This is a genomic window from Sphingobacterium kitahiroshimense, assembly GCF_025961315.1.
GTDB classification, from domain to species: domain Bacteria; phylum Bacteroidota; class Bacteroidia; order Sphingobacteriales; family Sphingobacteriaceae; genus Sphingobacterium; species Sphingobacterium anhuiense.
On sequence record NZ_JAOQNK010000001.1, the window covers coordinates 888,962 to 912,591 of the forward strand.

Below are 23,630 nucleotides of genomic sequence, written 5' to 3' on the forward strand. Positions count from 1 at the left end.
GTATAAACAAATTTTCATATCTCCAAACATTTTTATTTCTTATTACTCTTCGAAAAGGATTTAATTGACTTAAAATGCGACAGGTTTTGGTTGCTATTTTTTATAGGGACATAAAAAACACAGGTATTGAGAAGTAAATAATATTATAAATAATTTACATCAAATCAGAAATACGATCTATTATTTTGATAAGGGTTAATTTGAGTTACCCTTTATTTTTAAGTGAAATCATTGCTCAGAAATAGAATAGCAATAAGATTAGTGAGGTCAGTTTATTCAAATTTCAGCTCTGCGTGTTCCCATTGGGAGTACCCGTTGAGCTGTTATCGCAAAAACTTCCTGTTCTTTAGTAACTTCGATAAGAGACAATCCTGTAAACAAACTAAAAGCAGGTAAAAGTGCCGCCGTATCATCAAAGACAAAACAAGGTAATTTTATCCGTTGTCGGGCCTTCCCTTTTAACAAGATACCTGGATGTATATGTCCTGAAAATATAAACTTTCCCCGATCTGGTGCATCTTTTCTATTATGAACAAAACAAAACTCACCCAGTTCATAGTAATCTGAAAACAGTTTTATGGCGAGTTCCTCATAGAATAGAACGGGTAATCTTTCATGATTTCCCTTCACTAGAATAATCTCTAATGATGCGTACTTCTTTCTCCATTCACGAAATGTTTCCAGATCCAGATTATGATCGTGATGAAACATATCACCTGTTACCAATAAGGTTTTGGGATTATAAACTTCCAATAGTTTATCCAGGCGCAGCATATCGGTATCGGACACCTGTTTAGGAATCTGTAATCCCTCCTTCCTAAAATGTCCGGATTTACCTAAATGAATATCACTGATGACCAGCATGTGATATTCCGGTATATAGAGAGCCCGGTCTTTATCCAGGATGATCGTTTTTCCTCTTTTTATAATTCTGTACATCTTAATCCAAGTTTTTAAACACTGCGGCCTTCATCTTTTCAATTCGTGCTTCGAGTTCTTCAGAACTCATGCTCTCCCGCATACTATCCACTTTGATCGGGAAAGAAAATGGAGTAAAACGCTCTGCCCACTTTAAAACGATGGTACTTTGCTGTATTCTATTCAGCGCATGCAACAAACGTGGCTCTTCGAGCTGATAATGAAAGTTTTCATCATAAGCCTGACGCAATAAGAGATTTTTGGGATCATAGGATTCAAAAACATCAAAGAACAAAGCGGAAGAAGATTGAATCTGCTTATTCTTTAAATATTTACCGGGATAACCCTGAAATACCAGTCCCGAAATACAGGCAATATCTCTAAACTTTCTCTTTGCCATCTCCGTGGCATTGATACTGGCACTGATATCTGCGCTTAGGTTATCGGGAGAAAAAACGTCATAGACAATAGCATCATCCATCGGTATTTCTTGATCACTCAGCAATTCAAAACCATAATCATTCATCGCTATTGAAAAAGTAATAGGTATCAATCTTGAAATTCGGTAGGCTATAAGTGCCGCCATAACCTCGTGTACCAATCGCCCTTCAAATGGATAAGCAAAAAGATGATATCCTTCTTTCGTATGTATTAATTCTACTAGAAACTCATCCGCCCTAGGTACATGTGTAATCGATTCCTGCAATTCGAATAAGGGTTTCATCACCTTAAGCTCTTCCTCTTCATGTTCTCCGACCAATACCTGACTGTATTTCTGACGCAGGATAGCACCTAAATTAGAACTCAAGGGCAATCTGCCCCCCAGCCAGCTTGGTGTTATGGTTTTTTTATGCTGACTTCTTTTAACAAGCACAAGCATATCTCTGACCATTACAAACTCCAAACTTCTACCTGCGAGATTAAAACGGTCACCCGGTTTTAGTTTTGACACAAAATACTCTTCAACCATACCCACATAACCTCCGGTCATAAATTTAACCTTCAGCATAGCATCGCTCACAATAGTACCTATATGCAAGCGGTGACGCATTGCGATCTGCCTATTGGTTACTTTCCATAAGCCATCTGTTTCGTCGAACACCACTTTGTGAAATTCAGGATAGGCCTGCAGACTTGAGCCTCCTTGTGTAATAAACTGCATACACCAGTCAAACTCTTCAGCCAACAATTCAGAAAAGGCATAGGTATTCTTAACCTCCTCAAAAATTATTTTATTATCAAATCCATTTCCTACAGCTAAAGTTACCAAGTATTGCAACAAAACATCAAAAGGCAGGATAAAAGGTTCTCTACTTTCAATCTGCTGTGTTTTAGCCGCTGTTTTAATCGCAGCGACTTCTAGCAGTTCGAGCGCATGGGTCGGCATAAAATAGATCTTTGACGTTTCAAAGGGTGAGTGTCCACTTCTTCCGGCACGTTGTAAAAAACGTGCTACACCCTTTGGTGACCCTACTTGCACCACATTATCAACCGGTTTAAAATCCACGCCCAAATCAAGAGATGAGGTACAGATCACAACTTTCAATACTCCCGTATGCAATGCTTCTTCAATCCAGTTGCGTAATTCATAATCTATCGAACCATGATGTATCGCCATCTGACCCGCAAAATCGGGATGGATCTTCAGTAAATGCTGAAACCAGATCTCTGCCTGACTTCGGGTGTTCGTGAAAACCAAGGTCGTTTTGCTCTTTTTGATAACAGGAACTAATTTATCGGCCAATTTTATCCCCAGATGCCCGGCCCAAGGTAACATTTCGATGGTATCAGGGATAATCGATTGAATCTGGATCTTCTTTTCAGTTGCCGCTTTTACAATTATTTTCAACACTTGATGATCAGGTTGCAAAACCGCTAAAGCCTCTTCGAGGTTACCGATTGTCGCCGAAATTCCCCAGATGCGAAGCGTCCTGTTTTCCCTAAAACTTACCATACCTTTGATTCGGGATAGCGCCAGCTCAACCATGACACCTCTTTTAGTGCCTAATAATTCATGCCATTCATCTGCAACTATGCAGGTTAGATCATCAAAGATATTATCGTTATTTTTCTGAGCCAGAAGTAAATGTAAGCTTTCTGGTGTGATCAATAATACTTGTGGCATGGCTCGTTTTTGTTTCTGCTTTTCAGATACTGAAGTATCGCCGTTCCGCACGCCGACCCTCCAGTCAACATCAAGCTGAAATAAAGCTTCTTCCATCGCACGTGCCAGATCTTTTGCCAATGAACGTAATGGTGTGATCCAGATTACACGCAAGCCCAATTTCCCTTTTCTTTTACTTCCATTGCCCTCCTCATTCAGATAAGCAATGATGGGTGCCAGAAAGACAGAATAGGTTTTACCAAATCCGGTAGGTGCGTTGACTAAACCACTATATCCCTCCAAGTAAGATGCCCATGTCTCTTCTTGAAAGGGGAATGGTTTTCTTTTTCGGGTTTTCAACCATTTCACAACTTTTTGATAGCCTACCGTTTTTTTCATCTTTCACTATCCCTCATAGTTGATTCTAATAGTATCTGCAGATCTTCCAGCGTATTGATGTCATCTACTTTTTTATCTCTTCTCCAGCGCACAATTCGGGGGAAACGTAGCGCAAGCCCTGCTTTATGACGCTTACTAACTGCTATTCCTTCAAAAGCAATCTCAAATACCAGTTCTGGTTTTACAGTCCGTACAGGGCCAAATTTCTCTATGGCATTTTTGACCACAAAACTATTGACCTCTTTAATCTCTTTATCCGTCAAACCTGAATAAGCTTTCGCGATCGTAATAAACTGATCTCCGTCGCGTACTGCAAAAGTATAGTCTGTAAAAAAATTAGCTCTTCTCCCGCTTCCTTTTTGCGCATAAATCATCACCACATCTATGGTAAAAGGTTCTATTTTCCATTTCCACCAATCTCCTCTCTTTCTACCGCTATGATACAAAGAATCCTGACGTTTCAGCATAATGCCTTCACTATTCAGTTCGCGAGACTTTTTCCGTTCTACAACTAAATTTTCCCAAGAATCAAAAGGAACAATCGGAGCCGTCAAAATTGTCTCCGCTATTGGCAATAACTTTTCGAGCACAGCTCTTCTTTTATGGAGCGGTTCAGCTCTATAATCCATACCGCCATATTCCAATACATCATAGGCATAGAAGGCGACAGGAGCCTCATCCAGTTGTTTTTTATTGATTGTTTTTCTATTGAGCCGTTGCTGTAAAGTACTAAACGATAATACTTCGCCTTCACGTACAGCCAATATTTCACCATCGATTACGGTACCGTTTGGCAGACCAGATAAAGCAACGTGCAATTCTGGAAACTGGTCTGTTACCAGTTCTTCCCCACGTGACCAGATAAATAATTCATCATTCCGCTTAATAATCTGCCCTCTGATTCCATCCCATTTCCACTCTGCCTGCCAATTATCCACCGATCCTAACTCATGGACAGGCACATCGATCGGATATGCCAGACAAAAAGGATAAGGCCAGGAACTATCAGTATTAACATGCAAACCACCTATCAAGTCACCAAAAGAAATTTTCTCAGGATCCCATTTTCCCATAATGCTATGCGTGATGTGATTGGTATCCAGACCTGATAATTTTGCGAGCGCGTGAATTAAATTTTTAGATGAGATACCGATACGAAAATTACCTGATATCAGCTTATTAAACACAAATCTTTCTTGCGTACTCAGCTTTTCCCAAGCGTTGAAAACAAATTCCTTTTTATCTTCATTGCTACTGTCCGACAAGTTCTTCAACGCCAATATCCATTGATGCAATGGAATATCGGATGTGGATGTAGAAGGAGGCAAAAGCAAAGCAATCGTTTCACTCAAGTCGCCAACATTGTGATAACTTTCTACAAACAACCAGGTGGGTAATCCAGTGATTTCGGTGATCCACTCTTTCAACAAGTTGGTACTGATCGTTCTTTTAGGCTTCTTCCCCGTAAACAAAGCAATAACCCAAATTTTATCGGCATCCTCCGCTTCAGAAAAATAGTCAACCAAAGCAGTTAATTTATCATTAGTTTTATTACTCTGTTCGAGTCTGGAAATTAAACGGCTAAACTTTCTCAAAGATCACCCCCTTTCTCCGCTACCGCTTCTTCATCCTCAATGCCAAATTGTGTTGTCACTGCTTCAGCAGGTATTCCCTGCTCGGTCAAATAACGGGAAAAGACCGATGTAAAACCATGCGTTACATAAACCTTTTCAGCTTCAGTTGCTTTTATGGCCGTGATCAATCCATTCCAATCGGCATGATCGCTCAGTGCAAATCCCGCATCAGCGCTCTGCCATCTTCGATGCGAACGCACCTGCATCCATCCTGAACAGATACCAACAGCAGCACCCTGCAAACTTTTGATCCACTTGCTATCTCGCATGACCGGTGGAACAATTAAAATACCCCCTTGTAGCTCATCCCTGCTCATATCCGCTGTTATTGTTTTGTAGGGAGGCAATGTAACTCCGGCCTGTTCAATAGCTACATTGAGTCGACCAATACTATTATGCACGTAGATCGGCAGATATCCTGCTAGGTTATGCAATAAACGCTGCGCTTTCCCCAAGCTGTAAGCAATAAGCACGGTCGTTTTATTATTTTCTTTATTTTGTGCTGCCCAATGCTTGATATCGTCAAATAGGACATCTTGAGGCAACCAGTTGTATACAGGAAGTCCAAATGTACTTTCAGAAACAAACGTATGGCATTTAATCGGTTCAAAAGCCGTACTAATGCCATCAAATTCTACTTTATAATCTCCAGAAATTACACAGATTTCACCTTTATATTCAAGACGAACCTGAGCAGAGCCAATCACATGTCCAGCAGGATGAAAAGAAATCTGAACACCATTTCTAAAAACTTTCTCCCCATATGCCATTGATTCGACAACCAGATCCTCGCTTATACGACATTTGATAATCGCCTTTGTCAAATGGTGGCACAGATAGTATTTATTGCCCCAGCGCACGTGGTCTGCATGTCCATGCGTGGTTACAGCATAATCTACCGGCAACCAGGGGTCCACGTAAAAATCACCTTGTTTACAATAAATACCGCGATTAGTAAAAGTTATCAATCCCATATATTTCTAATAACAAGCATGCCGCGAATTAGTTTACATCGCATATTGATGAGCAACTATTCAAACTATTTGTCCACGAAATTGTTTACTAGATATACGATCTACTTAATTTAAGCAAAGAATAATATGGAAATAGAATATGTATTGGAAGAAAAAGGTGGACCAGTTCTAGCGTTAGCTATACATGATGGACATCAGATTGCCCCACAACTATCACCTATCATGAGTCTTTCAGAATCCGAACGATTACGAGAGGAGGATCCTTACACGGGTATGCTGACAGATCTAGATACTAATCGGCTGATTATTAAAACCTCTAGATTCCAAGTAGACCTTAATAGACCTATTCAAGATTCCGTATATCTACGCCCTGATCAGGCATGGGGGCTTAATGTATGGAAGCAACCTCCTACTAAGACAATCTTAGCACAACTCAAACAATCTTATCATTATATTCAAAAAGTTCTTTCGGGCATGATTGAAAAAAGCATTCAGCAAAATGGGTATTTTATCATTTATGATATCCATAGTTACAATGCTAAACGATCGGGTCCTGATGAAACAGTCGACACCTACGCAAATCCAGAGATAAATATTGGAACGATCAACAATAAAGGTATTTGGAGGCCTTTGATCGACTCATTTGTAAAATACTTGAAAGAACACAATATAAATGAAAACCAGATCGACGTACGTGAGAACGTCAAATTTTCAGGTGGTTATCTTTCCAAATGGGTCACCAGTAAATATGGTCAGAAAGGATGTGTACTTTCTATTGAGTTTCGTAAAGACTTTATGAATGAATGGACAGGAACTCCTAATCTTGATCATATCGAGTCATTAAAAAAACTATTACGATCTTCTGTATCGTATATCAAAAACAGCTACCAAAGTCACTATGGATCAAAGTAAAGCGATTACGAAAGCAGTTACATCCATCATACAAAAAGAGCCCGTTCATATACAGTTTTCGAAAGATAGTAAACTTGTTCTCAAACGCATCATTCCGCTACTTTTGGTTTATCGGATCCCTGTAGAAGGCAAAGATCAGATGATTTCCACTTTGGTTAAATCGGAATCTTGTTCTTTAGTAGGCAAATCATCAGATCTGGATTTCAATGCGGTGATCACGCCAATAATAAGACAGCTTATAGATGAATTTGGTGCATGTCAATTGATCGAAATCTGGCAGGATAAAGAGATGGATACAGACGTCGCCATCCATATTTCACAGAAATCAGCACTTCCTATTGCTCAAAAATTTATCAAAGATTTAGAATCGGATGAACAGAATATGTTCTTGTCTACTGCTATAAAAAAAGAGACAAAGTCACCAAAAAATAGAGATACAACTCCCATTATCAATCCATTGGCAGAGGAATTTAAACAATTACTTTACATGGGTATTGCACTGAAACCGCATTATAATGATGTCACGACTGGAAAGGTATATCCGCTCATTCTGCGCAATTATCGTGAAATATTTACAAAAAGTTTACGCAAGAGTTTTCTTGAATTTATCAGACTATATACATCATTAAAGGTATCACAGTTCAGGATGCTCAAGACAACTGAACTGCAACCCCTTATTATGGAAATCGATCAGAATTTAGCTTCTGAAAGTCAGAAATTCGACTTTTTGCTCTTAGTCAGTCCTTTAAATACCCGTGAAGCATGGTTACAATTTAAGAAAGATAAATTTTTAAAATCGCCAAAATTTAGATATAGACCCATGCCAATAGATCCGGAGCTGGTGAAACGCAATCTTTATAATCTACGTATTGAAGATATTGATGATCCGACTATCGCTTATCTTTTTAGGGATAAACGTAAGGAACTTGATGCTATGATGACCATGCTGATTGATCGTGGCAATGAAGGCTTTATGCACGGCAGCCTCCAAGTATTCGGAAATGTCAATGACAATTTACTGGAAACCGCAAAGGCTATACTACTGGTATACGAACAACACAGCAAGAAGCCGGTGCCTCCAAAAAAAATGATCAATGCAACCGAATTCGCCAAATTGGCAAAGGAAGAGCTTCATTATCTCAGACAACAATTTCCTTCACTGGAGACCGGCGTCCGGATCCGCGAAGATATCACAGGCATCATGGTCAACCGAGGTGTATTGAACATCAGCAAATATTATGAGGTTGAAGCGAGCAGGGCCATTGCCCTCATACAGCATGAAGTAGGTACCCACATTGTTACCTATTTCAATGGCAAGTCTCAGCCATTTAAACTGTTCAGCCTGGGTGTACCCGGTTATGAGCAATTGCAGGAAGGACTTGCTGTATTCTCCGAATACATGGTCAACGAGCTTAGCGGAGACCGTCTAAGGATTATAGCTGCACGTGTAGTGGCAGTACACCATATGCTAGCAGGGCATAATTTCAGCGATACCTTCTTCTTATTGGTAGATCATTATCATTTCACAGAAGAAATAGCCTTTCATATCTGCACCAGAGTATACCGCGGTGGTGGCTTAACAAAAGATGCTCTCTATCTAAAAGGCCTCATGAGCATCATTACCTATATCCGTGAGGGAAGAGAGCTCTCTCCTTTGCTCATTGGTAAAATCCGGGAAGACTATATCCCCATTGTTGAAGAATTAACACAAAGAGGATTATTAAACAATCCGATCCTAAAACCACGCTACCTGGCAGAACCTTATTTACAGAACTTAGAAAAAATCAAATCAGGAGACAATATTTTCAACCTTTCAAATCATTAAAAGCACTTTCCTATATGAAAATCGCATTCATCATCAATCAGACACACAAAGAAAAGGCCAGTTTCACAACAACATTGTTAGCCTACAAAGCGCTCCTACGTGGCCACTCCGTCTATTACATCGGTCTTGCTGATTTTGTTTACCTGGATCAGGATAAAATAGCCGCTCATGCCCGTGCAGTACATCAGATCGATGGTATAGCAGATACCGATCAATTGATTGATAAATTACGGTCTACCGCCAAGGAAAAAATATCGTTACGGGAGCTAGATATTATTTGGCTGCGATTTGACCCCGTTCTTGACATGATCAATAGGCCTTGGGCAGCATCTATGGGATTACAGTTTGCTCAGCTCGCACAAAATCTTGGTGTACGCGTACTTAATAATCCACGCGCTCTCGTTGATGCGGAAAATAAACTTTACCTCGAAAACTTTCCCGAAGAAATCCGTCCCAACACGATCGTGACGCGAAATTACGATGACGTGAAGCAGTTTTTTGAAGAGCAAAACAATAAAATTATCCTGAAACCTTTAAAGGGTTCGGGGGGAAAAAATGTCTTTCTAGTCAATGAGCAGGAAAGTAAAAACCTCAAACAGATTGTTGAGGTGATCTGTCGCGACGGTTATTTAATCGCTCAGGAATATTTGCCCGATGCACAATATGGCGATATCCGTTTTTTCCTACTCAATGGGAAACCCCTGCTCGTTAATGGAAAATACGCTAGTGTGCACAGAGTACAATCAGCGGGAGAATTGAGGAGCAATATCCACCAGGGAGCCAAAGCCCAAGTTGCTGAGATCAGTCCCGCGCTACTGCAAATGGTACAGAAAGTGGCCGACAAACTGATGCAGGACGGGATGTATTTCGTAGGATTGGATATTATCGGTGACAAAATAATGGAAATCAACGTTTTTAGTCCTGGCGCACTGCTACAGGCATCAGAACTTAATGGTGAAGATTATGCTACTGCTATCATCAAGGATCTGGAAGAAACAACAATCAAAAAATAAGGTAGCACAGCATTCCTATTGAAACAAGGCATCACACGTGATGCCTTGTTTTTTCAATAGGATGTGTACCAAAAGGTTCGAATAAATTTATCCCTTTCAATCGTTGTCTTCAAAAATTATTCTATATCTTAAACCCATATTTAATAGCATTCAGAAGAAAACATCACAGTGGAACAGCTCAATCGATTTGATCGCATACTAGCAATATTAATTCAACTTCAATCCAAAAAAACGGTCAAAGCACAAGAACTAGCAAGCCGTTTTGAAGTCAGTTTACGGACCATCTACCGTGACGTTAGAAGCCTGACTGCGGCAGGCATTCCAATCATTGGTGAAGCAGGATTAGGTTACGAACTGGTTGAGGGTTATAAGATTCCTCCAATGATGTTCACAAAAGCAGAAATCACGAGTTTTGTAGCCGCTGAGAAGCTGGTGTTTAAATTTATCGATAAGGAAATGAAAGATCATTTCTCTTCGGCCATCTATAAGCTGAAGGCGATTATACGGAGTTCCGATAAGGATTGGATGGAAACTATTGATAAACATGTAGTCATGAAATCTATTTCGCATAATCAGCTGAGCTCAGCACTCCCCAATACTTTGACGACTCTATTTCAATGCATCGCCCAGAAAAATGTATTGGAAATTAGCTATCAGGCTACCTATCAGCAAGAACCTAGCGTACGTGACATAGAACCGATCGGTGTGTTTCATGAAAGTAATTATTGGTACATCTATGCTTTCTGTTTGGTAAGAAACGATTATAGACAGTTCCGTACAGATCGCATCTCTAACATTAGAATATTGGATCAATTACAATTTAAACAACATCCTGATCTTGAACAATATCTCGCAGAACGAGAAAAGGAAGCCAATTTTACGCGCGTAGTACTTCATGTCGATCCACAATTTGCGCATTATCTACATTGGGAACGTAAATATTTTGGTTTTAAAAAAGAAAGCCTGAATGATGGTATGGTCGAAATGGTATTTGATGTCAAAAATGCTGACATGGGATTCGCACGCTGGTATATGATGTTCGGTGACCGTGCAGACATTATTAGCCCCCAATCTTTAAAAGACACGGTAAGGTCCTTACTGAAATCTCAGGCAGAACGACTGGCATAAAAAAACCTCCAGAGAGCAGCTTGCTCCTTGGAGGTCGTAAGTTTTAGCGGTATTAACGCTCCCAAAAGAATGGCGGCTCAATCCCCAAACTTCTCAGATAAACATATCCTTGCGCTCGGTGATGAATCTCATTATCGATAAAATATAAAATATTTTCAATGACAGGAAACTCATATTGACCGAACAAATTAAATGTCTCGTGAAAATTTTCTTCTTTAAGTTGCGCCCATAAGTGCTTAAGCTCTTCCGTATGCTGATCCCACACTTCTAAAATGGCGGCCTTGCTTGTATACTTATTTGCTTCAGCATATGCTTCCACCTGTCTATTGACTATACCCGTTAAACCGGGAACAGCAATCGATATCAGTTCATTTGCCAATTCACCAAATGTACGCATACCAGGCACAGCATAAGTGAAAAGCTCTGCTTCAGGAAACTTCTCGATCGTTCTTCTAGTCAGGTTTCTATGACCTAACCAATGTTTCAATAATTCTTCTTTGGTAATAACTGCTACTGTATTCATATCGCTTTATTTTTAATTGATAAATCAAAATTACAAGCAATAGTGACAGCCTATTGTCAGCAGTAAAAAATTATTTTGGCATTACTTTATAAGTCGGATCATTTTCAGAAGCCTCAATCTCTACCGGACTGTTTGCTTTCCTCATGATGGCTTTACAATCGGCACTCAAATGGCGTAAGCGAAGTGTTTTAGATTGACTTTTGTATTTGTATCCAAGTTTATTAACGGCATCTATAGCGCTCATATCTGTAATCTTACTTTCCTTAAAATCAACGATTACAAGATCAGGGTCTTCATTGACTTCAAATTTCTCTAAAAATCCAGCTACTGACCCAAAAAATAGCGGACCATAAATTTCATACACCTTATTTCCGGCTTCATCAATCGTTTTTCGCGCTCGAATACGTTTTGCATTATCCCAAGCAAATACAAGTGCCGAAATTACCACACCGACCAGTACAGCTAAAGCCAAGTTGTGCAACACAATCGTAATTAGTGCGACAAGCATACCGACGATTACATCAGACTTCGGCATCTTAGTGATAATACGGAAAGAAATCCATTGAAAAGTTCCTATAGCCACCACCATCATTACCCCCACTAAAGCAGCCATCGGTATCTGTTCAATAAAAGGAGAAGCAATCAGGATGATCGTCAATATTGTGAGGGCACCGATAATACCGGAAAGTCGTGAACGGGACCCTGCATTAATATTAACTAGCGTTTGTGCCACCATAGCACAGCCTCCCATCCCTCCAAAAAATCCATTTACCAGATTCGCCGTTCCCTGCGCCATAGCTTCTTTATTAGCGTTTCCTTTCGTATTTGTCAGTTCATCGACCATTGATAGGGTCAAAAGCGACTCAATCATCCCCACAGAGCCCATAACCAGCGCAAATGGAAAGATAATAGTTAGTGTCTCCCAAGTAAAGGGTACAGAAGGAATATGAAATGCCGGTAAGTTTCCTTTAACAGAAGCGATATAGCCCACTGTTTTGGTATCGATCTTAAAAATATACACGAGTAAGAAGGTGGCCAATATGGCTACTAATGATGCTGGAATCGCTTTAGAAATCTTAGGGAATAGATAGACCACTAATGCTGCAAATAAAGTAAGCCCTAACATAATATAGGCTGAAGCACCCGATAACCAATGTGTTACTCCTGAAGAATCTACAATCTTAAACTGCTCGACCTGAGACATAAAGATAATTACAGCTAAACCATTAAGAAAGCCATACATCACGGGTTGCGGAATCAGTCGGACGAACTTCCCAAATTTGAAAGCTCCTACCATAAACTGCAAAATACCTGCCAGTACAACAGTAGCAAACAAATATTCAACACCATGCATGCTGATCAACGCGATGAGTGTGACGACAGTTGCTCCTGCACCGCCAGAAATCATTCCCGGTCTCCCACCCAAAATAGCCGTGACCAAGCCCATTATAAACGCGGCATAGAGACCCGTCAAAGGAGAAAGACCAGCTAGTATAGCAAATGACAATGATTCTGGAATCATGGTCATCGCCACAGTCAATCCTGCCAAAATCTCTACTCTATAGTTTATTTTACCATGTGGATTTAAATATCGAAGTATTGCGCTCATTGAACTTATTTTTTGCAAAAATACACAAGCATCCGCAGATCCTTGTGTATTTTATATTCTTTTTCATTAGCATTGAAACTGCAACAAGAGCATGATGCATTTGAATCAAAAAATAGTAGCGCAAATGATTAGCTGTTAAATCGCATCCTACGAAAATCTTTACTGACGATGCATTCCCGAAAGCATATTTTTCCAGAGAGATGGATTATCCGTCTGTATAATCCTAACATAAGGGTATTTTTTCAGGAAGATCTCGTAAACAGTACTTCCTTCACGAAGAGCTTTTTCATCTATATCGCCCAACGTATTCATCCACAAAATAACACCCTGATCTTTAAGCTTTACTAATTCATTATAATTATCGAAAGACTCATCAATATGAATAATGGAAGTCCGTTTGGATTTTAGTATCTCATGCAGATCCTTCATACTCCGTGCACGAGGAAAAAGAGTGATACGAGGATTGAGCTTATAAAACTTTTCGATAAGTCGGTGATCGTATAAAAAGAACAGAACTTCATCTTCCATATTTTCTGCAGCAATCAATTCAAAAGTTTTTGCCACATACTTTTCGTTTTCTTCCTTAAAATCTATATCCAATATAATTTTACCTCTACATAAGCGTAGTACTTCCTTAAGCGTTGGAATATGACAGTTAGAGGCAGCACCTGCTGGAGTATCCCGTAAATACAAGGTTTGTATTTCAGCATAGGTCAGCTGACTCACTTTTCCTTTACCTGTTGTTGTGCGATCTACCGTTGCATCATGCATCAAGATCAACACACCATCTTTGGTACTGCGAATATCGATTTCAACAACAGAAACTCCTAACCTGATCGCCTCCAAAATGGAGGCGATTGAATTCTCAGGAAATTCCTTATGTGCCCCACGGTGAGCAGCAATATGCTGTTCTTTTTCCGACAGTTTGGCTAGCAAACGATCAGATTGACCATAAGCAACTGAAAACAAAATACTTGAAACGATTAACAGAACTCGAAAAATAGTTAATACATGTATCATGTTATTTGTGAGTTAGTTCAAATGAGTCAAATAATTGTCCATTCAATTTATAACTTGAAAAGATAAGTTTACTGTCCGTAACCCGAATAACTTGGTAGAGCTGCGTCTGCGCACCTGACACTTCCATCCAACGTTCCGAATCGGAACCATACATCTTTGGTCCTGCTACAGAAAGGAGATATACCGGACGAACTTTACCAGCTGTTCCTCGTGCATAGGTATGATCATGTCCCTGCAAAACCAAGTCTACGCCATATTTTTCAAAAATAGGTCTAAAACGTTCTCGAAGAATGGTATTGTCTCTATTCTTTGCAGTTGAATAAACCGGATGGTGCATCACCACAATATTCCATTTGGCTTTTGAAGATGCCAAAACCTCTGTTAACCATTGTTCCTGTTTTTTAGCAGCAATAGAATCCAGCATGATCAATTGCGAATTTAAAGAGATCATGCGCACATCTTGATAATCTAAATAATAGACCGCATCTTGCATTCCCTTTGGTCCATTTTTAGGAAGATTAAAATGCTTTTTCCAATGCGGATCTAAGACCAGCTGCTCCATAGAGTCTCTGCGGTATTCGTGATTGCCTGGTGTGGGTACAGCAGGTATCATCTGATGGATAAATCCAGCTCCTTCATGCCATTCCCCCCATTCGCTATCGTTGTTTGAACGGTTTATCAAATCGCCAGCATGGACAATAAAACGTGCATTAGGCTCCTGTTGAAAAGCTTTTCTAATAGATCGGGACCATTTCGAGCGTAAATCATTCTGCGCATCGCCCAGGTAAATAAATGAAAAATCACCCTTTACATCAGCCGTACGAAACTGATTCCACGCACTCCAATTCTTACCATCCCCTACGCGATAGGTGTAGATTGTACCAGGCTTTAGGCCTTGAAACGAAACCTGTCCATAGTTATCCGCAGTCTGACCTTCAATTTTCAATGGACTCGTTACACCTAATACTGTCTGTGCAGATTTCTCTAGATCAGGGCTGCTCTGCTCCTCTACAACCTGCCCCACAGCTTTAGTCGCATAACCATTTATCCGCCAACTTACAGATTGTGTCGTTGATGGTTGATCTGACCAAGTCAACGTGATACGATCAGGATATAGGCCTCGATCGCTCGGTTGTGCTGTTCCTGTATATAGGGCACAGCACAGACTCAAGGATAAAATTAAATTCTTTAAAATCATTTCATCAATATTAATGGTGTACATATAAAATTACCATGGCCTGTTCGTTCCTTGTAACAACCAAGATTTAGACCATGCACTATTTTCATTATCTGCTTGTGAGTAGGCCGTTTTTTCAATTCTAGCCAATGCTTCTGTTGCATTTTTTTGATTCACACTCATTTCATTCTGCATGTATGGAATACGTAATGGTAATTGAGAACGAATCGCAGCAGGCCCAGCTTTCAATTGCGGATAGCCCGTCCTTCTATAGTCAAACCAAGCCTGCGTTGCTGTTGACCAGTTAGAAATCCATTTCTGCTCCATAATCTGTGCTTGGGTGTTATTAAAGGCGACACCAGGCTGTTGGATATATACGTTATACGCATCTTCTTTGCCCCAGGTAGCGAGCGAATTGCGTACACCCTGCTCATAATAGGCCTTTGCAGACTCTGGCAATGCCCATCCCTTCCATGCCGCTTCAGCTAATATAAAACTCACTTCAGATGCCGCGAGTAGTCGAGCTTTCAGTATTCCCCCCTTAGCTGCTTTATAGCCATCATTGAGGTAAGAAACATGCGGATTCATCGACGTTTGTCCAGGACTCGGATTGAGATTATAAGCCGATGGATTTTTAGAACCACTGGGTGGTAGCCCTACATATTGAGCATCCACATCCACCGCAATACCTTTCACCACATCGGGCGAAACAATGCGTACACCGTTCACAATTTTATCCGTTCCATTTGGTTCAGTCGTACGAACCTCAATCGGGATTTCCACCTTTTTGGCCCAAACTGCAATGCGTGGATCATGAAGAGCTTGCAAGCGATCAACAAGTGTTGCACACATTTTCATCCGGCGAAAATTACTCCCACTTGCATCATAAACGGTATTCGAAGGCCAAGAATCTGATGCATTATTTCCCATAAAACTCATCAAAACCTCATCTTCTGCAGATGTAATTATGGGAAAATCAGCCGGATGAGCTAGCATATTTTCTATTCCTTGCTTAGCAAATGTATTTTCTTTTTCAGCGATTCGCATGTAGTAACGCAACGCCAATGAGTTCGCAAAACGACGCCATTTTGCGACATTACCCCCAAAATAGATATCTGCACTTGCCAAAACATCATAACGGCCATTTGATTTTGAAAATAGGGTATTTGCCTGTTTCAGCTCTTCAATTATTCCTTTGTAGATCACGTCTTGTCGATCAAACTTTGGGAAGTTGTACTGCACTCCGCCCTGTTCAGCTTTCAACGCATCGGTATAAGGGGCATCGCCCCACAAATCTGTGATCAAGCCAAACAGATAAGCGCGCATGACCAGTGAAACTCCATGATGAAAATCAAGTCCCAATTCTTCAGACCGGCGACGCATCAATTCATTATCCCGTAAGAATCCATAATAAGCATCCCAACTTAATATCCCCCCAGTCCACTCATAATCATTGTGCGAATCAAACCAGGCATCCAGTTGGGTGTATTGAACTACACCACCTAGATCAGTAAAACTGAGATCATTATATTTACTTCCTGCACCAGCAAGTATAGTAGGTAAAAGTAAATTTGGATTTGCGTCTTCCTCACTAACACCATTTGGATTGATATTGATTTCCGTGAGATCTTTACAGCTCCACAAGCAAAAACTTATGGTGGATACAAATAATGCTATTTTTATAATTTTAAAATAATTGTTCATTGTTGGCTTTATATTAAAATGTGATATTAACTTTAAATCCGATAGGCATAGCCCAAGGAGTCACGTTGTAACGCTCTATCCCCTGCTTAAAACCGACTCCGACCTCAGATTGAAATGCCATTTCTGGATCAATTCCGACCTTAGCCTTTGTCCATAAAAGTAAATTACGCGTATAGACCCCTACACTTCCACCATCGATGCCCATACGGGTAAGCCATTTTCCTTTCAAATCATAACTAAAGGACAGTTCTCTTAATTTGATAAATGATGCGTCAAATGTGGCTGCATTCATAAAATCCCAAGGATAATTGTCTGAATAAGCGATATACTTTGTCCCCTCACCTCCGAGATTTTCCTTATATCCTTTGATATTACCCTGAGCATCGTATTCAGCAATAACTCCTGGATTGAATACGCCGAAATTTCCAACATTTCCACCTACACTGACAGGATAGCCCCCATATTCATCACCTGGCCCTCCAACAATAGGATAACGATTGCCTTGTATGCGGACCAGATCATTTTCAATCAAATAATTCCGTAATGACTCTCCTGTCAGTCCATTTGGATTGATCAACTGATCCAAAAACCGTTGTGTAGTGAGGTTCGATTCAAAATAGCGGTAAGTTTGAGACATAAATTTACCTCCGAAACGCAGATCAGCGGCAAGGTGCATTGTCCATTTTTTATAACGCAGTGAGGACTGAATACCCATACTAAAATCAGGATTAAAATTGCCGATCTTATTACGGCTATTATTAATACGTACAGCCTGCCAAGAACCATTTCTATCTAAAATAGGATAACCGTTATAGGGAGATGATGGATCTTCAACAGTCACGAGTTTAGAGTCGTACAGATCACCTATCTCTTCCCCTACATAGGTACGTGCTCCACCTCGACCATCTGTCCAGAAAGTATGAAATTCAACACCCTCCGAGAGCTCATTGATACGTGTACGATTACGTGACCAGTTAGCACCCAAATCCCAAGTCCAGTTTTCCTTTTCAATGGGACGTCCAGACAACCCCAGTTCTATCCCCTTACTACTCAGTAGTCCGGCATTAATATTTCTCGAACTAAATCCGCTCGAGCTCGGTAATGTCGTAGAAATGATCTGATTTTTATTGTCTAGCGTGTAGTAGGTTCCTTCAAATTTTAATCTGTTTTTCCAGATTCCGATATCAGCACCAACCTCGTAAGAAGTAGCCTGTTCTGGCTTAAGATTGGGTAAAAGAAGCTTTCCAGAACGTGTGATACGCAACACATCACCCCAGCTTCCGGGATTACTCAGCACATTAAACAAATTGTAGCTTCCGGTATCATTTCCTACACGAGCGATACCACCCCGCAACTTGAAGAGACTCACAGCCTTTGGCAACGTAAAAACACGGTCGGCCAATACGCTCAGGGATGCCGACGGATAGAAGTAAGAACGGTTGGCGGCGGGTAAAGTACTTGACCAATCATTTCGACCTGTCAAATCCAGGTATACCATATCCCGATAACTAAGATTGATCAACCCATAAATGCTATTGACAGCACGCTCTGAAAGACTACTTGCAAAATCCAAGTTCAGCGGACTGATATTGGAAAGACTGTACAAACCAGGAGTGGTTAGGCCAGCACCATTCTTAGAGGCATTTTGTACCGAATTTGATTTAGAATAACGGAGATTACCACCAAGCGATCCTGTTGCATGAAAGTCGCCTACCTTTTTATTATAAGTAGTCAGAAAATCAATATTCTGTTCCATATTCATCAGATTGACAATACCATAGGCACCTCGTGGTTCATTGGTATAGCTATAGGGTATTTTAGTCTCCCGATTCTCCCAGTACACATCTGTCGCATAGCGCACCATCATATTCCAATCCTTCCGAATGTTCCAATCCAGACGTAAATTTCCGAATACGCGATCGCGCACAAAGCCATTATTGACACCATAGGCTAAAAAATAAGGGTTATTAAAATTTCCAATTGACTGCGAGCGTTGCTGTAACCCTTCCTGTCCAGGCATCCAATAATCTTTCAGATCCAAGATATTGATGTGAGGTGCAACTTCATATGCCGCCTGCAAAGGATTTGTTCCGCGATTGGTAGCTGGACGATTATTTGAATTGTTTCGACTCGCATCCAGAGACATTCCCAATGAAAGATTATCCCGTAGACGCATCGTTGCATTAATATTTAACGTATTTCTAAACAAATCGGCGTTAGGTACAATCCCTCTATTGTTCATATTAGAATAAGAAAAACGATAATCGAGTCGCTCACTGCGATTAGCCAACGAAATGCCATTGGTACTCGTTATTCCAGTCTGTACAAAATTTTTAATATTATTCGGGTAAGACTTTAGTTCTGTCGGGATCTGATTTCCATCGGCATCACGTGGACTATTCCATTGGATGGCCTTATACCCTTTATCCAGAGCAGGCCCCACCATATAACTGGATTCCTCTTCAATCTTCAGATCGCCGGCAAGATCTCCGGGTTTCCAGGGCATGGTACCACTTGCAAATTTGTTATGCAAGTCAATGTAATGATACGGAATATCGAAAACGGTATTGCTGGTCACGTTTATAGTCATTTTCTCCGCATTCTTACCGCTTTTGGTTGTGATCAAAACAACGCCATTACCAGCTCGCGATCCATACAGAGCCGCGGCACTGGGTCCCTTTAAAACAGATATGTTTTCAATATCTTCTGGGTTGATATTGGAGATCGCATTGCCGTAATCGACTTTATTATCATCACCGATTTGGCCGATGTTATTGAGCTGATTCATTATCGGTACGCCATCAACGACAAACAGAGGCTGATTGTCACTACTAAGTGATGAAGCACCACGAATCACCATACTCACCGAAGAACCCGTAGGACCTGTGGCACTGATCGCAACCCCCGGAACTTTTCCTGCCATCGCAATCATAAAATTATCATTGTTCACCCGATTCAGATCTTCCCCCTTCACTGTACCTACAGCATACCCAAGGGAACGGTCCTGCCGTTTGATTCCCAGAGCTGTGACGACCACTTCTCCCAGTTCATTTTTATTTTCTTCTAAAATGACAGACTGTACCCCAGCAGAATTGGCATCTATCTTTAGCGCACTTATTTCCTTGGTTCCATAAGAAATATGGCTAACCAAGATGTTATAAGTACCCGCCGGAACTTTCAATTGAGCATCTCCCTTAGCATTGGTCAGCACACTTTGACCGTTAGATCTAATTTTAATAGATGCCCCAGCAATTGGCTTGAGTGCATTATCGCTGACATGCAGACGCAAATTAAAGGTCTGCTGCACTTCTTCGGTCACCAAAACAACAGCACCGTTTACCTTTTTTGACTGGATATTGGTATTTCTAAAAATATAGCGCAATACTTCTTCAAAACTTGCATTTTGAAAAGTACGCTCTTTTACCAGAACTTTCTCCAATTGTAAAACTTGCTTGTCATAACCGATACCGAGACCAGTTTGCTGCGATAGAAGCATGAGCGCCTGCGAAGCATTACCTGCTTTTAGATGGATATTGATTCCTTCTGATTTAACTTGCCTGCTATGGGCATGAATTGAAGTTGCTGTAACTTCAGAGATAAATACAAATGAGCTGAAAGCTAATGCAGCAGCCAATGTGCTGAGCTTCGTAATTTTATACATATATTTGCATTAATGTTTATCATTTAACATGAATTAAGGGTGCTCACTGGTCGATTTTGCGGTTTGCCAGATGAGCACTTTTCTATTGAGAAACTCCCCCCGTTTCCCAACTTTAACTGTTTTAAGTTTAGTGATGTAGTATTATTTCATTTCCTTCCCTCCTAAAATTAATTTGGTGAATATGACAGATCATATGAAGAAGCTGATCGACCGATTTTACCTGCGGTAAAAGCAGTGAATAGCTAAAACGATCTGTATACAAGCTGTCACTGCGTAAGATCAAGCCATAACGGTTGTAAATAAGTTCCTGCAATTCCTGAAAATTAGCGCCAGACATTAAAATACCTCCACGTGTCCAGATATCGGCATGATCAGCATTAGTATCAAACAGTTTACAGCTCCCCAGATTTTTTTCATATTGTAAACTTTTTCCTGCTGTAAGCACGTGTAATGATGGATTTATCTTGCTCCCGACACGCACACGTCCCGTTTTAACAGCAATGGTAATATTTTTTGATTGCTCGGAATTATTGACATTAAAAGAAGTACCGAGCACAGCAATGGTCAATGCTCCCGTTTCGATAGAAAACGGATGTAGTGTATCGCGCTGCACATTAAAAAAGGCTTCTCCTTGATCCAGATAAATTTTTCGGCTTTGCAGATATTCCTGTTCATGATAGCGAACCTGAGTATTTCCATTTAGCATTATGGTGGAATGATCTGGAAGTTGTAACTCCATTTGTTCACCTGGGCGCGTCGAAATCTGTGTGAACACAATTGAAGCCGCCGTGGTATCTTGACGGAAAGGCTGCGACCTTTGATAGAGTAGCAAACCTGAAACACCGAATATCAAAACTGAAGCTGCAATAGAAATCCAGCGGAGCCGTACCACGCGCGCCTGTTTTTTAGTTGCGTGAATGGCAGGAGGAAATGCCGCGAATATCGCTTCCTTTACTTTGGTTTTATGCTGTTCATCTGTAAAAGGATCTGTTGTACCAGAAGACACCTCATCATACCAGCTATCGACGTTCTTTTTTTCCTCATCAGATAGTTTATCTGCCAGGTAACGCTGTATTATATTTTTAAACTCTTCTAAATTCACTTGTGTGCTGTTGTTTTACTTACTACAGGTGAAGAGGTTCAAAATACTTTAAGAAACTGTTTTCTTTAGGTTAAGAAATTATGAAATAGATAGGTGCTCGCTAAAACGAGTAAAATATCATCATGGTCGGCGAATCGTTGCGTCAGATCTTGCTTCAATATTTTCTTTGCTTCATACAGATGATTTTTGACCGTCTGCTCTGCAATACTCAGTTTTTGAGCAATCTGTTGAATGGAGTAATTATCATTTCTCAAAAGATATACAGCCTGCATGGTTTTGGGTAACCTGGCTACAGAGCGATCTACTATATTTTCTAGTTCCTGGTATTGCGCATGTGTATTATCGGTCAAGGCTGTAAACTTATCCATCCGGTACAACATCTTTTCCATGATGTTTTCGCGTACTTTCTCTGTTGCATAATGATTTAAGATCCTATTCTTTATTGCCTTAAAAAAATAAGGTTTTAACGATTCGTAATCCTCCTTAAGCAGGTGGCGTTTTTCCCAAATCTGAATAAATACTTCCTGAACAATATCTTTTGAAATCGCTTCATCCTGCAAATGCCGGTAAGCTACTGTATATAACTCTTCCCAGTAAGAATCAAAAAAATAGGTAAACGCTCGCGGATCTCCATTTTTAAATAGAGACAAATAAAAGATTTCCTTCTTGTTTTGGGTAGACATGACCTGACAAAGATAGGTCGAAGATATTACGCCAATATTAATTTACCATCAACCTTACGATACGCTTATGGGAATAGCCTTAGGATAATGGAAACTCCTCAAGGCCTATTCCCATAAAAGGATAAGCATGATCACGATGTACGGTCAATAATACTTAGAAACCTACGCCTTTCCAAAAAGGAAGCAAAGAGATACCAACCTGCACAAAAGGTACTGCTTGATGTTTGTTTTTGATAAAATAATCGTTAGGCTCAGCACTTCCCTCCCTTATCCTGGAGTTGACCGCATAGTTAACACCGGTACTCAGACTGACAACAGCTTTTTTAGTCAAGCGATATTCGGCCATCAATCCCGATTTTATTTCTAGATTTGAGAACGTATAGTCATTGGTCAATGTCGTTTGTTGGTCAGAAAATTTAAAGAAAGAATTACTGCCCTGCAGTTCATTAAAGAAGGTAAAGGAAGTACGCTCTTTCACTGCTTTTCGCAAAGCCAATCGATATGGAAGATCAATCATCAAATCCATATTTAAATTTTCAAATCTTCTAAAATAATTCAGCATCAAAAAGAAAGGAACAGGACTTGCGGGATCTAAAACCAGAACAGCACCTGCCGTCAACCTCGAATTGGCTGTTTGGCGTAAAACAAAATTCGCCATTCCTGTGAATGTAAGTTGTGCCCTAGACATCGAAGGATCAAATATTCCACTTAAATGGGCCATATAATTGACCGGTCTGCCAAAAAGTGAATCTTTATGCATATAGGTCAGCGCAGCAGACATCATCGGGATATAAGTTCTTTGATCATATACCACATGTGCTGCATCATAATTTCTAACATCATGCAAATCATAAAATTGATGGATAACACCCAAGCTCCCTATCAAATTATCATTGGCACGTTGCATAATCGGGACATTCATATTGATATATGTTCGGGAGGTTCGAAATTTACCTTCAAAAATCCTATTTCCATGCATAGCAGAAGTAATTTGGCCAAATGCATTTTCTTCATGGGTGATGGTAAACTGGCGTAATTTTGGGTACATTAATGCGGCATGCTCTGCCATAGCAATTCCTTTTAGAGAATCTGATAGAGTTGCTTGGTCCGTACTTCGTATATCCTGAGCGAAAAGATCTGTCAGAAATAGAAACGAAACCAGAAGGGATAAAGAAATTTTGAACATCATTTTTTTTTTGCTTAGAAATCGGTCACTTTAAACTAAGTTTACCGATGCGAAGATA

Annotated in this window: 17 protein-coding genes; 4 read left to right on the forward strand and 13 right to left on the reverse strand. The window is 40.3% G+C overall.

Features of this window, described 5'->3' with window-relative positions:
* Positions 1–276 precede the first annotated feature (276 nt).
* The 4 genes from pdeM to M2265_RS03920 are packed head-to-tail and all read right to left on the reverse strand — an operon-like array spanning position 277 to position 6,029.
* The gene (gene pdeM / locus M2265_RS03905) at positions 277–939 is read right to left on the reverse strand and encodes a ligase-associated DNA damage response endonuclease PdeM (RefSeq protein WP_132767638.1); all 663 of its coding nucleotides are present in this window, start codon (positions 937–939) and stop codon (positions 277–279) included.
* 1 nt (position 940) lies between these two features.
* On the reverse strand, positions 941–3,421 hold the full coding sequence (locus tag M2265_RS03910) for a ligase-associated DNA damage response DEXH box helicase (RefSeq protein ID WP_132767636.1): 2,481 nt from the start codon (positions 3,419–3,421) through the stop codon (positions 941–943).
* A complete protein-coding gene (locus M2265_RS03915; RefSeq protein ID WP_132767634.1) occupies positions 3,418–5,016 on the reverse strand; it encodes an ATP-dependent DNA ligase in 1,599 nt (532 codons plus the stop codon). The genes M2265_RS03910 and M2265_RS03915 overlap by 4 nt, the downstream gene beginning before the upstream one ends.
* The gene (locus tag M2265_RS03920; RefSeq protein WP_132767633.1) at positions 5,013–6,029 is read right to left on the reverse strand and encodes a ligase-associated DNA damage response exonuclease; all 1,017 of its coding nucleotides are present in this window, start codon (positions 6,027–6,029) and stop codon (positions 5,013–5,015) included. The genes M2265_RS03915 and M2265_RS03920 overlap by 4 nt, the downstream gene beginning before the upstream one ends.
* 126 nt (positions 6,030–6,155) lie before the next feature.
* On the opposite strand from M2265_RS03920, the gene M2265_RS03925 reads away from it, so the two are divergent.
* From M2265_RS03925 to M2265_RS03940, 4 genes are all read left to right on the forward strand, one after another.
* The gene (locus M2265_RS03925) at positions 6,156–6,941 is read left to right on the forward strand and encodes an N-formylglutamate amidohydrolase (RefSeq protein WP_021191141.1); all 786 of its coding nucleotides are present in this window, start codon (positions 6,156–6,158) and stop codon (positions 6,939–6,941) included.
* Complete coding sequence (locus M2265_RS03930; RefSeq protein ID WP_132767632.1) at positions 6,928–8,766, forward strand: flavohemoglobin expression-modulating QEGLA motif protein; 1,839 nt, start codon at positions 6,928–6,930, stop codon at positions 8,764–8,766. The genes M2265_RS03925 and M2265_RS03930 overlap by 14 nt, the downstream gene beginning before the upstream one ends.
* A 14-nt stretch (positions 8,767–8,780) precedes the next feature.
* Positions 8,781–9,779: an ATP-grasp domain-containing protein gene (locus M2265_RS03935; RefSeq protein ID WP_132767630.1), complete on the forward strand. Its 999-nt coding sequence runs from the start codon at positions 8,781–8,783 to the stop codon at positions 9,777–9,779.
* A 168-nt stretch (positions 9,780–9,947) separates the two neighbouring features.
* Positions 9,948–10,907, forward strand: a complete 960-nt coding sequence (locus tag M2265_RS03940; RefSeq protein WP_206368235.1) for a helix-turn-helix transcriptional regulator — start codon at positions 9,948–9,950, stop codon at positions 10,905–10,907.
* Between the two features lie 52 nt (positions 10,908–10,959).
* On the opposite strand, the gene M2265_RS03945 is transcribed toward M2265_RS03940, so the two are convergent.
* The 9 genes from M2265_RS03945 to M2265_RS03985 form a co-directional block, all read right to left on the reverse strand.
* Positions 10,960–11,430: a DinB family protein gene (locus M2265_RS03945; RefSeq protein ID WP_132767626.1), complete on the reverse strand. Its 471-nt coding sequence runs from the start codon at positions 11,428–11,430 to the stop codon at positions 10,960–10,962.
* A 70-nt stretch (positions 11,431–11,500) separates the two neighbouring features.
* Positions 11,501–13,039, reverse strand: coding sequence for a SulP family inorganic anion transporter (locus M2265_RS03950; protein WP_132767624.1), 1,539 nt, complete (start codon positions 13,037–13,039; stop codon positions 11,501–11,503).
* Positions 13,040–13,198: 159 nt separating this feature from the next.
* Entirely contained in the window at positions 13,199–14,059 is an 861-nt protein-coding gene (locus tag M2265_RS03955; RefSeq protein WP_132767622.1) for a glycerophosphodiester phosphodiesterase family protein, read from the reverse strand.
* 1 nt (position 14,060) lies between these two features.
* Positions 14,061–15,257 carry a purple acid phosphatase family protein gene (locus tag M2265_RS03960; protein WP_165905814.1) on the reverse strand — a complete coding sequence of 399 codons (1,197 nt, stop codon included), beginning with the start codon at positions 15,255–15,257 and terminating at the stop codon, positions 14,061–14,063.
* A 30-nt stretch (positions 15,258–15,287) separates the two neighbouring features.
* Positions 15,288–16,940 (reverse strand): SusD/RagB family nutrient-binding outer membrane lipoprotein, encoded by a 1,653-nt coding sequence (locus M2265_RS03965; RefSeq protein WP_132767618.1) that lies wholly within the window; start codon positions 16,938–16,940, stop codon positions 15,288–15,290.
* A 13-nt stretch (positions 16,941–16,953) separates the two neighbouring features.
* On the reverse strand, positions 16,954–20,601 hold the full coding sequence (locus M2265_RS03970) for a SusC/RagA family TonB-linked outer membrane protein (protein ID WP_243655357.1): 3,648 nt from the start codon (positions 20,599–20,601) through the stop codon (positions 16,954–16,956).
* A gap of 127 nt (positions 20,602–20,728) precedes the next feature.
* Entirely contained in the window at positions 20,729–21,703 is a 975-nt protein-coding gene (locus tag M2265_RS03975) for a FecR family protein (protein WP_132767616.1), read from the reverse strand.
* Positions 21,704–21,768: 65 nt separating this feature from the next.
* Entirely contained in the window at positions 21,769–22,386 is a 618-nt protein-coding gene (locus M2265_RS03980; RefSeq protein WP_132767615.1) for an RNA polymerase sigma factor, read from the reverse strand.
* A 154-nt stretch (positions 22,387–22,540) separates the two neighbouring features.
* A complete protein-coding gene (locus M2265_RS03985; RefSeq protein WP_132767613.1) occupies positions 22,541–23,575 on the reverse strand; it encodes a DUF6268 family outer membrane beta-barrel protein in 1,035 nt (344 codons plus the stop codon).
* Positions 23,576–23,630 lie beyond the last annotated feature (55 nt).

What these genes read in the sequence shown, in the direction of transcription:
- M2265_RS03965 (WP_132767618.1), bottom strand. Translation starts at nt 16,940, where the DNA reads ATGAACAATTATTTTAAAATTATAAAAATAGCATTATTTGTATCCACC.
- M2265_RS03920 (WP_132767633.1), bottom strand. Translation starts at nt 6,029, where the DNA reads ATGGGATTGATAACTTTTACTAATCGCGGTATTTATTGTAAACAAGGT.
- M2265_RS03945 (WP_132767626.1), bottom strand. Translation starts at nt 11,430, where the DNA reads ATGAATACAGTAGCAGTTATTACCAAAGAAGAATTATTGAAACATTGG.
- M2265_RS03910 (WP_132767636.1), bottom strand. Translation starts at nt 3,421, where the DNA reads ATGAAAAAAACGGTAGGCTATCAAAAAGTTGTGAAATGGTTGAAAACC.
- pdeM (WP_132767638.1), bottom strand. Translation starts at nt 939, where the DNA reads ATGTACAGAATTATAAAAAGAGGAAAAACGATCATCCTGGATAAAGAC.
- M2265_RS03930 (WP_132767632.1), top strand. Translation starts at nt 6,928, where the DNA reads ATGGATCAAAGTAAAGCGATTACGAAAGCAGTTACATCCATCATACAA.
- M2265_RS03985 (WP_132767613.1), bottom strand. Translation starts at nt 23,575, where the DNA reads ATGATGTTCAAAATTTCTTTATCCCTTCTGGTTTCGTTTCTATTTCTG.
- M2265_RS03935 (WP_132767630.1), top strand. Translation starts at nt 8,781, where the DNA reads ATGAAAATCGCATTCATCATCAATCAGACACACAAAGAAAAGGCCAGT.
- M2265_RS03970 (WP_243655357.1), bottom strand. Translation starts at nt 20,601, where the DNA reads ATGTATAAAATTACGAAGCTCAGCACATTGGCTGCTGCATTAGCTTTC.
- M2265_RS03950 (WP_132767624.1), bottom strand. Translation starts at nt 13,039, where the DNA reads ATGAGCGCAATACTTCGATATTTAAATCCACATGGTAAAATAAACTAT.
- M2265_RS03980 (WP_132767615.1), bottom strand. Translation starts at nt 22,386, where the DNA reads ATGTCTACCCAAAACAAGAAGGAAATCTTTTATTTGTCTCTATTTAAA.
- M2265_RS03960 (WP_165905814.1), bottom strand. Translation starts at nt 15,257, where the DNA reads ATGATTTTAAAGAATTTAATTTTATCCTTGAGTCTGTGCTGTGCCCTA.
- M2265_RS03925 (WP_021191141.1), top strand. Translation starts at nt 6,156, where the DNA reads ATGGAAATAGAATATGTATTGGAAGAAAAAGGTGGACCAGTTCTAGCG.
- M2265_RS03955 (WP_132767622.1), bottom strand. Translation starts at nt 14,059, where the DNA reads ATGATACATGTATTAACTATTTTTCGAGTTCTGTTAATCGTTTCAAGT.